General features: G+C 60.2%; 14 protein-coding genes and 1 pseudogene. 7 read left to right on the forward strand and 8 right to left on the reverse strand.

Translation table 11 applies throughout. From position 1 onward, the window contains the following. Positions 1–402, reverse strand: coding sequence for a Fur family transcriptional regulator (locus ACF8RA_RS01700; protein ID WP_176684184.1), 402 nt, complete (start codon positions 400–402; stop codon positions 1–3). Positions 403–531: 129 nt separating this feature from the next. On the opposite strand from ACF8RA_RS01700, the gene ACF8RA_RS01705 reads away from it, so the two are divergent. Then, positions 532–1,698: an N-acetylmuramoyl-L-alanine amidase gene (locus ACF8RA_RS01705; protein ID WP_176684185.1), complete on the forward strand. Its 1,167-nt coding sequence runs from the start codon at positions 532–534 to the stop codon at positions 1,696–1,698. A 32-nt stretch (positions 1,699–1,730) separates the two neighbouring features. Here the strand turns inward: ACF8RA_RS01705 and ACF8RA_RS01710 are convergent, their stop codons facing one another. Continuing rightward, the gene (locus ACF8RA_RS01710) at positions 1,731–2,717 is read right to left on the reverse strand and encodes a GlxA family transcriptional regulator (protein ID WP_176684186.1); all 987 of its coding nucleotides are present in this window, start codon (positions 2,715–2,717) and stop codon (positions 1,731–1,733) included. Positions 2,718–2,848: 131 nt separating this feature from the next. On the opposite strand from ACF8RA_RS01710, the gene ACF8RA_RS01715 reads away from it, so the two are divergent. Beyond that, positions 2,849–4,066, forward strand: a complete 1,218-nt coding sequence (locus tag ACF8RA_RS01715) for an S-(hydroxymethyl)glutathione dehydrogenase/class III alcohol dehydrogenase (protein ID WP_176684187.1) — start codon at positions 2,849–2,851, stop codon at positions 4,064–4,066. 58 nt (positions 4,067–4,124) lie between these two features. Here the strand turns inward: ACF8RA_RS01715 and hemB are convergent, their stop codons facing one another. Both hemB and ACF8RA_RS01725 read right to left on the reverse strand, forming a co-directional pair. Beyond that, positions 4,125–5,144: a porphobilinogen synthase gene (hemB, locus tag ACF8RA_RS01720; RefSeq protein WP_392488604.1), complete on the reverse strand. Its 1,020-nt coding sequence runs from the start codon at positions 5,142–5,144 to the stop codon at positions 4,125–4,127. Next, positions 5,141–5,575 carry a DUF4440 domain-containing protein gene (locus ACF8RA_RS01725; protein ID WP_392518715.1) on the reverse strand — a complete coding sequence of 145 codons (435 nt, stop codon included), beginning with the start codon at positions 5,573–5,575 and terminating at the stop codon, positions 5,141–5,143. Before ACF8RA_RS01725 ends, hemB begins: the two co-directional genes overlap by 4 nt. 97 nt (positions 5,576–5,672) lie before the next feature. Between ACF8RA_RS01725 and hisI the strand changes: the two genes are divergently transcribed. From hisI to dksA, 3 genes are read left to right on the forward strand one after another with little or no spacing between them, the layout of a single operon-like run. Then, complete coding sequence (hisI, locus tag ACF8RA_RS01730; RefSeq protein ID WP_392518716.1) at positions 5,673–6,086, forward strand: phosphoribosyl-AMP cyclohydrolase; 414 nt, start codon at positions 5,673–5,675, stop codon at positions 6,084–6,086. Next, entirely contained in the window at positions 6,083–7,429 is a 1,347-nt protein-coding gene (locus tag ACF8RA_RS01735) for a dihydroorotase (RefSeq protein ID WP_392518717.1), read from the forward strand. Before hisI ends, ACF8RA_RS01735 begins: the two co-directional genes overlap by 4 nt. Before the next feature lie 36 nt (positions 7,430–7,465). After that, entirely contained in the window at positions 7,466–7,870 is a 405-nt protein-coding gene (dksA, locus tag ACF8RA_RS01740) for an RNA polymerase-binding protein DksA (protein WP_064493495.1), read from the forward strand. Positions 7,871–7,973: 103 nt separating this feature from the next. On the opposite strand, the pseudogene ACF8RA_RS01745 reads toward dksA, so the two are convergent. Next, a pseudogene (locus ACF8RA_RS01745) lies at positions 7,974–8,081 on the reverse strand (hypothetical protein); the annotation flags it as partial. A gap of 2 nt (positions 8,082–8,083) precedes the next feature. Next, positions 8,084–8,464, reverse strand: coding sequence for a termination factor Rho (locus tag ACF8RA_RS01750; protein ID WP_339533469.1), 381 nt, complete (start codon positions 8,462–8,464; stop codon positions 8,084–8,086). A 560-nt stretch (positions 8,465–9,024) separates the two neighbouring features. On the opposite strand from ACF8RA_RS01750, the gene ACF8RA_RS01755 reads away from it, so the two are divergent. Then, positions 9,025–10,008, forward strand: a complete 984-nt coding sequence (locus ACF8RA_RS01755; protein ID WP_392518718.1) for a TerC family protein — start codon at positions 9,025–9,027, stop codon at positions 10,006–10,008. 111 nt (positions 10,009–10,119) lie between these two features. Here the strand turns inward: ACF8RA_RS01755 and ACF8RA_RS01760 are convergent, their stop codons facing one another. Together ACF8RA_RS01760 and ACF8RA_RS01765 are read right to left on the reverse strand one after the other, a co-directional pair. Further along, complete coding sequence (locus ACF8RA_RS01760) at positions 10,120–10,326, reverse strand: hypothetical protein (protein ID WP_176684162.1); 207 nt, start codon at positions 10,324–10,326, stop codon at positions 10,120–10,122. Between the two features lie 12 nt (positions 10,327–10,338). Continuing rightward, entirely contained in the window at positions 10,339–11,259 is a 921-nt protein-coding gene (locus ACF8RA_RS01765) for a LysR family transcriptional regulator (protein ID WP_392518719.1), read from the reverse strand. A gap of 102 nt (positions 11,260–11,361) precedes the next feature. Between ACF8RA_RS01765 and ACF8RA_RS01770 the strand changes: the two genes are divergently transcribed. Continuing rightward, entirely contained in the window at positions 11,362–11,781 is a 420-nt protein-coding gene (locus ACF8RA_RS01770; protein ID WP_176684195.1) for a hypothetical protein, read from the forward strand. Position 11,782 lies beyond the last annotated feature (1 nt).

Raw genomic sequence — 11,782 nt, forward strand, 5'->3', positions numbered from 1 at the left:
TCAGTCCTCGCCTGCATCACGGCGAGTACAGGCGGCGCATTTACCGTGCAGCTCGATGACCGAGCTGCACAGCGAAAACACGTTCTGTTTCATCCAGTGCCCCAGGGCCTGGTTCAGGTGCGGTACGTTGAACTCATCGACATGGCCGCAGCTGTCGCAGATGGCGAACGCTCTGAAACCTGCTTCGCACTGGCTTAGGCAGGTGCAGCTGACATAAGCGTTCAAAGACTCCAGCCGATGAATCAACCCTTGCTCGGCCAGGTGGCCCAGCGCGCGGTAGATTTGCGTCGGCGCCCTGACACCTTCATTGCGCAGGCTGTCCAGAATGGCGTAGGCACTGAGCGGCTTGTCGGCTTGCTGAAGCGCCGTCAGGACACGTTGCTGATTGCTGGTCAGTTGCATGCAGGTCTCCTTCCGTTGGCGGGCAGTCTTCATTTTGTTCTGGATGCGGGATGTTATAAAGTAACAATAATAAAATGGCTAGCGAAATTGCCCGAAGCTTCGCTGGTTCGCAGGTCAATGGGAGTGCATATGGATCGTCGCCGAGTGCTGAAATTACTGCTTGCATGCCTGGCATTGCCGCTGCCTCTTGCGGCGCAAGCCGGGCAGGCGGTTAAACGGGTTTGGGTGAGCCGGTCGGGCAGCGTCACCAAGGTGTCGCTGGAGCTGACCGGGCCGGTGGCGGCGAAGCATTTCAGCCTCGCGGCGCCACCGCGGTTGGTTCTTGATCTTCCTCAGGCCAGCCTGCAGGCGTCACTGAACGATCTCGCCCTGGACGGCACTGCCGTCACAGCCGTGCGCAGTGGCATCACCGCGTCCGGTGACTTGCGTATCGTGCTGGACCTGGCCGACTCGGCAGTGCGCGGCGAAGTCCGCTCGCTCAGCACCGGGAGGCATGGCCTGGAGTGGGTACTCACTGGGCCACCGGTGGGCGTTGCGCCGGTAGCTGCCAAGCCCTTGGCGCGACAGCGCGACCTGTTGATCGTGGTAGATGCCGGGCATGGTGGCAAAGATCCCGGTGCAGTAGGGGCCAAGGGCGAGCAGGAAAAGCGCGTTGCGTTACAGATCGCCAAGTTGCTGGCCAAGCGCATCGATGCACAGAAAGGCTACAAGGCACGCTTGGTACGCAGTGACGATGTCTTCATTCCGCTGCGCAAGCGCGCCGAACTCGCTCAGCGGCTGAACGCGGACTTGTTCGTTTCGGTGCATGCCGATGCTGCACCGCGACTCACGGCGTCTGGGGCATCGGTGTTCGCCTTGTCGCAAGGGGGCGCGACGTCGTCGATGGCGCGCTGGATGGCGCAGCGGGAAAACGATGCCGACAGGGTCGCCGGGGGATTGCCGATCAAGCTGCGCGAGCGCGACCCCATGGTCGCCGGCGTGCTGCTGGACATGTCGATGAACTCGACGATCGCCACAAGCCTGGATCTCGGGCATCAGGTGCTCTCGCAGCTTGGGCAGGTGTCGGGCCTGCATCAAGCGCGGGTGGAACAGGCAGGTTTCGCCGTGCTTAAGTCGGCGGCAGTACCCTCGATCCTGGTCGAGACCGGTTTCATTTCCAATGCCGGAGATTGCCGGCGGTTGCATGATGCCCGTCATCAGCGCAAGGTCGCGGAGGCGATATTCGCCGGGCTGGACAGCTACTTCCGCCAGAAACCACCGGCTGGCAGCCTGATCGCGGCCAGGGGGCAGGCGTGATCCACGCTGCGTGTCCTGCAATGGCACAGGCATCATTGTGCGCGGGATCGCTCCCGGTAGCGCCGTGGGGTGAGCTTGAGGTTGCGCTGGAACACCCGGCGCATCTGCTCTTCCGAGCCGAAACCGCATTGGTCGGCAATGCGCTTGAGTGCAGTGTCCTCATCCACCAGTAACCGCCTTGCCTTCTCCATCCGCGCGCGCTCGATGAATGCCAAGGGAGAGCAGCCCGATTCCTTGTGGAACAATCGGCGCAAGTTCCGACTGCTCATGTTCGCGCGTTCGGCGAGCACCTCCAGGCTCAGCGGGCGATCAAGATTTTGCAGGATCCATAAGCGTAGGCGCCTGATCGCGGAGTGCGGGGTCATCTGGCTGTCCAGGTGCTGGCTGAACTGCGACTGGCCACCCGGGCGCTTCAGGAATACCACCAGCTCGCGGGCAATTTGCAGGGCCACTTCCTGGCCGAGGTCTTGTTCGACCAAGGCCAGGCTCAGGTCGATGGCAGCTGAGACGCCAGCACACGTCCATATGCGCCCTTGCTCGATGAAGATGGCATCGGAATTGACATTGACCGCGGGGTAATCATTGGCCAGCTTACTGGCGACGCTCCAGTGGGTGGTGACATCCAGGCCGTCTACGACCCCTGCTTGGGCAAGAAAAAATGCCCCCGAGCAAACACCTACCAGCCGATTGATGCGAGATGCGGCCTGCCTGCACCAGTCGACGATCAGCCGCTGCTCGGCAATCGCCGTGCCAATGTCACGCGCGCCGACAATCAACGCGGTATGAGGGCGTGGACTCGTACGAAGATCTTCGGCTTCCAGGGAGATCAAGGTGTCCGAACCTACCAAGCCGGGTTGTGGTGCCACCAGATGCAGGCTGTAGGTCGGAGGCAACCCTTCGGCCGCCTGACGTTTGTTGGCGTAGTCGAAAACGGTGAGTGCACCTACCGCCTCGATTGATTTGAAACCGGGGTAGATGACTATGTGCACCCTGCGTTCAGAAGTGGCTTCGTCAAACATTCGCAATCGAACTCCTTGGGCGCTTGCGGACAGATTTCGTACGGATCAGGCCACTTTCGGCCGCGTGGTCTGGCGCACGGAATCGCGCAGGTTAATGTTCTTGAGTGTTATAACATTGCATGGAGAGACACATGAAAACACGCGCAGCTATCGCCTGGGGGCCCAATCAACCTCTTGAGTTCGAAGAGATCGACTTGCAGGGGCCGAAAGAGGGCGAGGTGCTGGTTCGCATCGTCACCACGAGCCTTTGCCACACCGATGTATTCACCCTGTCCGGTCGGGACCCGGAAGGGAAGTTCCCGTGCATTCTGGGGCATGAAGGCGTCGGAATCGTCGAGGACGTGGGGCGGGGTGTCACCACTGTCAAGCCGGGCGATCACGTGATCCCGCTGTATACGCCGGAGGATCCGAACTGCCCGTTCATCAAGTCCGGCAAGACCAACCTTTGCCAGACCATCCGCAAAACCCAGGGGGAAGGGCTGATGCCCGATGGCACCAGCCGTTTCTCCTACAAGGGCCGCACGATCTTTCATTACATGGGCACTTCCACATTCAGCGAATACACGGTCCTGCCGGAAATCGCCGTGGCCAAGATCGACCCTGCGGCACCACTGGCCAAGGCCTCGATCATGGGCTGTGCGATTCCTACCGGGATCGGTGCGGTGCGCAATACCGCCAAGGTGCGGCCCGGTGACACGGTCGCGGTATTCGGCCTGGGCGCCGTCGGCATGGCGGTCATTCAGGGCGCGGTGTTACAGGGGGCGGGGCGGATCATCGGGATCGACGTCAACCCGAATAAGTTTCCGTTGGCCCTTTCCCTGGGGGCGACCGAGTGCGTCAACCCAAGGGATTTTCGCGAGCCGCTGCAGAACGTGATCATCGATATGACCAACGGCGGTGTGGATTTCTCGTTCGAATGCGTCGGTAATGTGGAATTGATGCGTGCAGCCCTTGAGTGCTGCCACAAAGGGTGGGGCGAAAGCATCATCATCGGCGTGGCAGGGGGCGGGGAGGAGATCGCCACGCGGCCTTTCCAGCTGGTTACCGGTCGCGTCTGGAAAGGCAGCGCGTTCGGCGGGGTGCTGGGGCGTTCCGAGTTGCCGGGGATGGTGGACGAGTGGTTGCGTGGGGAAATCAATGTCGACCCCTACATCACTCATAACATGGATCACGAATCGTTGAATCATGCGTTCGATCTACTCAAGCGCGGCGAAGCGATTCGCTCGGTCATTCATTATCGGGAGCGCGAGACCCTAAGCCACGATTTGCCTGGGGTGATCCTTGACCGCGACGGGCGCGTGATTGCAAAACCAGCACCCGAGCGCCCGGCTCCCACCCCTTTGACATGAAAATCTGAACGGGCGGACGCATTCACACCATCGGCGTGAATGCGTCCGCCAAGGCCACTCAACCCCGTTTCAGCCGCGTGGCGGCCTCCAGAGCGAAGTAAGTCAGGATGCCGTTGCACCCCGCACGTTTGAACGCCATCAATGCCTCCAGGATGACCGTGTCCGGATCCAGCCAGCCCTGATTGATCGCTGCCTTGAGCATCGAGTATTCACCGCTGACCTGGTAGGCGAATGTCGGTACGGCAAAGGTTGCCTTGACCCTTTGAATGATGTCCAGGTAGGGCATGCCGGGCTTGACCATCACCATGTCGGCGCCTTCTTGCAGGTCCAGCGCTACTTCGCGCAGGGCTTCGTCGCTGTTGGCCGGGTCCATCTGGTACGTGCGCTTGTCGCCTTTGAGCGTGGCCGCCGAGCCCAGCGCGTCGCGGAACGGGCCGTAGAAGCCGGACGCGTACTTGGCGGCGTAGGACATCAGCCGCACCTCGTTGAAACCGGCCAGGTCCAGTGCGGACCTGAGCGCGCCGATGCGCCCGTCCATCATGTCCGAGGGTGCCAAGGTGTCGATGCCGGCCTGGGCCTGGACCACGGCTTGGGCCGCCAGCACTTGCAAGGTTTCGTCGTTGGCCACGCGGCCTTGGCGCAGCACGCCGTCGTGACCATGGTCGGTGTAGGGGTCCAGGGCGACGTCGCCGATCAAGCCAAGGTTGGGGAATGTGGCCTTGAGCAACCTGGCGGCGCGGCAGATCAGGTTTTCCGCGTCGAGGGCATGGCTGCCCTCACTGTCCTTGCGCTGCGCCGGGGTAGCGGGAAACAGGGCAATGGCCGGAATGCCCAGCTCGACCGCCCGACCTACGTGATCCGGCAATTCGCTCAGGCTCACCCGTACCTGGCCCGGCATGGCAGTGATCGCCTCGTGTGTACCTGAGCCTTCCTTGAGAAAGACCGGCCAGATCAGGTCATCGCAAGACAGGCTGTTTTCAGCGACCAGACGCCGCGTCCATTCGTCAGCGCGGTTACGGCGCAGGCGCGTGGCCGGGAAAGAGCCCGTTGAGTTCGGGAAGTGGGCCACGGCTTTCATGCTTCGATGGAGGAATGGTGGCCGGTGATCAGCCACTGCTGCTCGATTCGTTCGATGGTGAACAAAAAGCGCGCTGGCACTACCCGTTGCTCGCCGTCTTCGCGGTAGACAAAGGTGTACTGGCCGCCGACCACCACGGTGCCCAGCTTGCGGCTGACGCGTTTTTTGAACAACTGGATGTCACAGACCAGCCCGTCGTTGGCGAGGAAATTTTCGAAATAGTTGCGACGGCTGTCATCGCAGTCACGCACTTGGTTGGACAGGGTCGGTACCAGGATCGCATCCGGCGCATACAGCGCCAGTACCTGATCCACATCACGGGTAGCCACGGTAGCGGCCCAATGGTAGAGCGCTGCTTTGGCACCTGCCAGGCATGCCAGTTCGGTGTCGGCGTAGGTTTCGATGGAAGGGGCGGGGCGTGTTTCAGTCATGGCGTTGTACCTGCGCGAGTCGAAAAGATGAACAGTAGGGGCGTAATCTGCTAAGTTAACAGTGTTATAACATAACAATTATGGCAGATCGCAAATCATGTTCCTTACCCTTGAGCAGGCAGCAGTGGATAGCCGCTTTGCCTTGACCGATGTGCTTCGCCACATACCCTGGAGCCCCCAGGGGCTGATCCCCGCCATCACTCAGCAGCATGACAGCGGCGAGGTGCTGATGCTGGCCTGGATGAATGAAGAGGCGTTGCTGGAAACCCTCGAGACCCGGCGGGCCTGCTACTGGTCGCGTAGCCGTGCGCGCTTGTGGCGCAAAGGCGAAGCCTCAGGGCATGTTCAGCATGTCCATGACGTGCGGCTGGACTGCGATGGTGACGCGTTGTTGGTGTTGGTAGATCAGCAGGGGGCCGCCTGTCACACGGGGCGTCGCAGCTGTTTCTACAACGCGATCCAGGGTGATCAGGTAGTGGTGACGGGTAATCCGGCCGAGGTGGGCGTATGAGCCGGATCATCATTCGCAATGCCCGCCTGGTCAACGAAGGTACCCTACAGGAGGCCGATGTCCTGATCGCCCATGGCCGTATCGAAAAAATCGCCCGCAGCATCACGGGCGTCAATGCGCCGATCGAAATCGACGCCCGTGGCCAATGGTTGCTCCCCGGCATGATCGACGACCAGGTGCATTTTCGTGAGCCTGGCGCTGCGCACAAGGGCACCATGGCCAGTGAGTCGCGCGCAGCAGTGGCGGGCGGTATCACCAGCTTCATGGACATGCCCAACACCAACCCGGCCACGCTGGATCTTGCCGCTCTGCACGACAAGAAAGCCCGCGCCGCCGCCACCTCGGTTGCCAACTACGGTTTTCATTTTGGCGTGAGCAAGGACAACCTCGATACCGTGGCGGCCCTCGACCCACGTGAGGTGGCGGGAGTGAAAGTGTTCATGGGTGCCTCCACCGGCGACATGCTGGTGGACGACCCCAGGGTGCTGGAACGGCTGTTCGCCAGCGTGCCGACCATCCTCCTGGCACACTGCGAGCATTCCCCGTCGATCCTGGCCAACGAAGCGCGCATACGTGAGCGCTACGGCGATTTCATTCCGCCGGCCATGCACCCGATCATTCGGGATGCCGATGCCTGCCTGCGCTCTTCGAGCCTGGCGGTGAAGCTTGCCAAGCAGTTCGGCACACGGTTGCATGTGCTGCACCTGACCACCGCCCAAGAGCTGAAGTTGTTCCAGCCTGGGCCGGTGCAGGGCAAGCAGATCACCGCTGAAGTGTGCGCGCACCATCTGCTGTTCGATGACCGTGACTATGCCAGCTTGGGCCACCTGATCAAATGCAACCCTGCCATCAAAACCCGGGAAGACCGGGACGCGCTGCATCAGGCCCTGCTGTGCGACCGCATCGACGTCATCGGTACCGATCACGCACCCCACACCTTGGCGGAAAAACAACGCCCTTATGCCTCGGCGCCATCAGGTTTGCCGTTGGTACAGCACGCACTTCCGGCGCTCTTCGAACTGGTGGAGGAGGGCGTGCTGACAGTTGCCCAGCTGGTGCGCAAGACCAGCCACGCCGTCGCGGATCTGTTCGCCATTTTGGAACGCGGTTACCTGCGTGAGGGCTACTGGGCGGACATGACGCTGATCGAGCGTCTGCCCGAGCCCCGCGCTGTCAGCCTCGATCCGGTTCTGGCGCACTGTCAGTGGACGCCGTTCGTGCACCATCGTTTTCATCACCGAGTGGCCACGACACTGGTCTCCGGGCAACTGGCCTGGCATGAAGGCCGGCTGGTCGAGGGCTGCCAAGGCTTGCCGCTGGCGTTCAACGCACGACGCGGTTGACCGCCATTTCTTCTCATTGACCTGAGCGCACCTGCAATGACCGAACAAGAGCTACTATCCCAACCGGAAGACGCCTACATGGACGCTGCCCAGCAAAGGTTCTTCCGTGAGCTGCTGCTTGCCCAGCGCAATGAGCTTCAGCAACGCATCGCTGAAGAATTCGAAGCGATCCGCGACTTCGAGCCCACCAGTGATCCCTCCGATATCGGCACGGCGGAGGAGCATCGTCAATGGCAATTGAGGCTGCTGGAGCGGGAGAAAAAACTGCTGGACAAGATCGACGAGGCCCTGGAACGCGTTGCCCGTGGCGAGTATGGCTGGTGCAAGGAAACTGGCGAACCGATTGGTCTCAAGCGGTTGCTGCTCAGGCCAACCGCCACCCTGTGCGTGGAGGCGAAAGAACGCCAGGAACGCAATGAGCGGCATATGCGCGACGATTGAGGGGGCCAATCGCTAGCCCAGCTGTTATCAGCCACGCCGAGATGTGCTGCCGCTCGCGACTCCAGCGTCCCTGGCATGTGGGTGGGGGCTTGCCCCCGCCCAGTCACAGCACCTTGTCGAGCGTGACCGGAAACTCCCTCACACGCTTGCCCGTGGCATGGTAGACCGCGTTGGCCACCGCGGCTGCCACCCCGACGACGCCGATACCGCCGGTCACCCGTGTTTTTGCAGGGCTTCAATCAACTGGGCCTTGGTCATGGTCGAGCGGCCCTTGATGTCTTTGCTGCGTGCCTCTTTCATGAGGCTCTCTTTGCTCTGCGATTCCAGCGACGCGTGAGATGTCCGCGAATGCCCCTGGCGAGTTTCAGCGGCGCGCTTGGCCGAATCCGAGCGTGCGGTCTTCTTCACGTGCGACGGTGTCCTGCTTCCCGAGCCTGCGTGTTTTTCACCACCACCGGATTGTTTGTTGACGGTGGCCCAGGCGCGTGCTTCGGCTTCATCCTTGCCCACGCCCTTGTCCTCGTAAGATTGCTCGATGTGTTCGGCCTTGCGTTTCTGCTTGTCCGTGTACTTGTCTTTGTCCCCGCGTGGCATGGTATTTCCTCCTGCGTGGGTGGCATGAACGGTTGAAGACCAGGGCAGAACTGACGCACCCGGTGATGGAAGGGTGATCCGTTTCCGGCTGAGCCACTGCCACCACCCGCGTCTGTGCCGCTACTACCAGAGCCATGACTGCCGGTTCCCGAGCCGCTGTCGGTACCGTCACCTCCGGTATTGTCCGTCCCATTGTCGTCAGTACCGCCATCACCCGTACCCATGGATTGTTCACCTTATGTTCGGCCTGGCGTGCGTGGGAGGGTGCCTTCTGACCGACGGAAGGCGCTGCATCAGGTCGACGCGAGCGAGCGGCGCATTGCTCCAATGAAGGCGTTGATAACGTGCGGGGCACCCATGAGGCTGGTGCAATCAGGTGTGCGAAGTCAGTTTTCCAATGCAAGCGTTTTAGCTTGTCATGGACAAAATTTGTAAATGTTTTCTACTTGCAGCCTACTCGCGCCCGATAAATTCTTTCTTCGTGACGCCGGGCCCCTCTGACGGTTATACCGCCATGTCGGAGTCATAGTTGTTCAACTACGACTATAAAGGAGGGGCTCATGTCTGCCCTTAGTGCGTATCTCTACCAAGACGTTCTTGGTACTGACCTCTGGCTTTGGCTTTCCTTTTTCGCTGTTGTGCTAACACTATTGGCGCTTGACTTAGGTGTGCTGCATCGTGGGAGTCGGGAGATTGGAGTCAAAGAGAGCTTGTTGCTGTCTGCGGGCTACATCAGTATGGGCCTTCTGTTCGCGGTCTGGGTGTACTTCCAGAAAGGCAGCGATGCCAGCATGGACTATGTGACGGGTTTCTTGATTGAAAAATCCCTGTCAATGGATAACGTTTTCGTGATTGCCCTGATATTCAGTTTCCTGGCCATTCCTCGGGAGTTCCAGCACCGAGTGTTGTTTTGGGGGATCATGGGGGTCATCGTCTTGAGGGCTATCATGATCGGCCTTGGGGCTGCGCTCATCGCCCAGTTTAGTTGGATACTTTACTGTTTCGGCGCTTTCCTGGTGTTCACCGGGGTAAAAATGCTCTTCGCTCGTGTCGATCATGCGCCTGACTTGGAAAACAACCGTTTCGTCAACTACCTGCGCACCCACCTACGCATCACCAAAGAATTGCACGGTCAACGTTTTATGGTTCGCGTACCTGACGCGTCAGGGAAAAGAATTCTATGGGTGACACCGCTCTTCCTTGCACTTATTTTGATTGAGTGTGCAGATTTGGTGTTTGCTGTTGATAGCGTGCCTGCGATTTTTGCCATTACACAGGATCCGTTCATCGTTTATACGTCGAACATCTTTGCTATTCTCGGCTTGCGAGCGCTCTATTTTGCACTGGCTGCCATGATCAGTCGCTTTGTTTACCTTAAGTATGCGCTGGCTCTGGTGCTTGTCTTTATTGGCGCAAAAATCTTCCTTCATGACGTTGTGGGTAAAGTGCCAGCCGAAATATCGTTGAGCGTTACAATCGGCCTGCTGATTGGTGGCGTGTTGCTTTCGCTTTGGAAAACCCGAGCGTCGGCTAACGCTCATTGAATAATTCGGACAGCTGAACGGCAGATCAAGGACAAGCACCGCAAGCATGGCATCAAAGGTGGCTAGGTGTGGCGCAGCCCGTGCGAAGAAGCAAAGCGTAGATTTTCCATCTCATGAGTCGCGCGGCATTCGTTGCGCATCATGCAACAGCTGAGCGACCTCTGTTACATCGGCCACGCTCTTGGCCAGAAGGACCTCGTACTCGGCCGTGAGGATCTTCGGCAGAATTACCAGCGATTGCGGATCGTCATCGAATGCCAGCAGGGTGTATGGCTTAGTGGGGCATCGTGACGACACCTGTTCAGACTTGATCGACATGCAGCCAACCATTCAGATGACGCGGATGTCCTGCGTACCGGCCAACGACGCGCAGCGTTCGCGTAGAAAGACCTGGAGGACCCTGACCCGCTCACTGACCTGAACCCTGTGCGGGCACATCAGGTAGACCGGCGCAGGCTCTCCCTGCCAGTCGGCGAACAAGGCACGTAACCGGCCGGCGCGCACATCCGTAGCGACATCGAGCCATGCCTTGTACACGACCCCGTGCCCGGCGAGCGCCCAGCGCCTGGCAACTTCGCCGTCGTCGCTGCGATAGTCACCGCGGACCTTGACCTCGCAGACCTCGTCACCACGCCTGAAACGCCAGTTATCGTAGGGACGCCCCTGGCGCTGGTAGACAATTGCAGAGTGCTCGGCCAGTGCCTGGGGCGAGGTTGGTTCACCCTGGCGGGCAAGGTAGGCGGGGCTGGCGCAGGCGACCCGATAATGCGCCTCCAGCACCGGCAGAGCCACCAGGGTGGAATCGACCGGTACGCCGAAGCGCAGTGCGACATCCACCGGCTCGCCGAACAGGTTGTTGGGGCGGTCGTTGAGCAACAGATGCAATTGCAGGTGTGGGTGCGAGGCACGCAATTCATCCAGCCAACCCAGCAGCACACTACGGCCAAAGTCCGAAGGTGCCGCCAGCTGCAATACGCCGGCCAGTCCATGCCCGGCCCCGCGAACCGCCCGTTCACCCTCGTCCAATACGGCCAGGGCATTCCTCGCCGCCTCCAGATAGCGCTCACCCTCCGGCGTCAGGCGTTGCTGTCGCGTCGAGCGGGCGAACAGGCGAACCCCAAGGCGCGACTCCAGGCGCTTGAGCGCGAGGCTGGCTGCCGCGGGGCTGATATCCAGTTCACGCGCTGCGGCCGAGAGGCTGCCAACTTCGGCGGCTTTAACCAGCACTTTCAACTCAGCCAGACCCTGCATTTGTAAGTTTTCCTTATAAGTCATGTGCCAGCGGCGGTATTTATCGCACATTTCCAATAAATGATCATGTAGGCACTGATAGAGCACGACTAGGTATCGCCCATGTCTCTCGATTTCAAATTCGACCACATAGCCTTCAACATCGGCGCCGATGACCACTTGCCCGCGTCGCTGCAGACCTTGCTTGGGGTGCAATCCGGCCCGCGGCCACCGTTCCCGTTTCCAGGCCAATGGCTGTATCAGGACGACCATGCCCTGGCGCACCTGCTGCAATGCGACGGGCTCGAGGCGACCCGCTTCAGTCACCTGGCCTTGAGCACGTGTCAACCGGCAGCGGTGGTGATGAAGCAGGTCAAGGCCAGCGAGCTGCCTCACCAGGTCGCCATCATGCCCGAGCAGCGGACCTGCCAGATATTCATCAGCCTGACCGATGAGTTCATCCTCGAACTCGATTGCCCTCTCGGTGAAGACCCGATCGATTTTACCCATGACTACCAGCACAACAGTCAAGCCCCCGTCTAAC

The organism is Pseudomonas sp. FYR_5 (assembly GCF_043106315.1).
In the GTDB taxonomy this organism is placed as follows: domain Bacteria; phylum Pseudomonadota; class Gammaproteobacteria; order Pseudomonadales; family Pseudomonadaceae; genus Aquipseudomonas; species Aquipseudomonas putida_Y.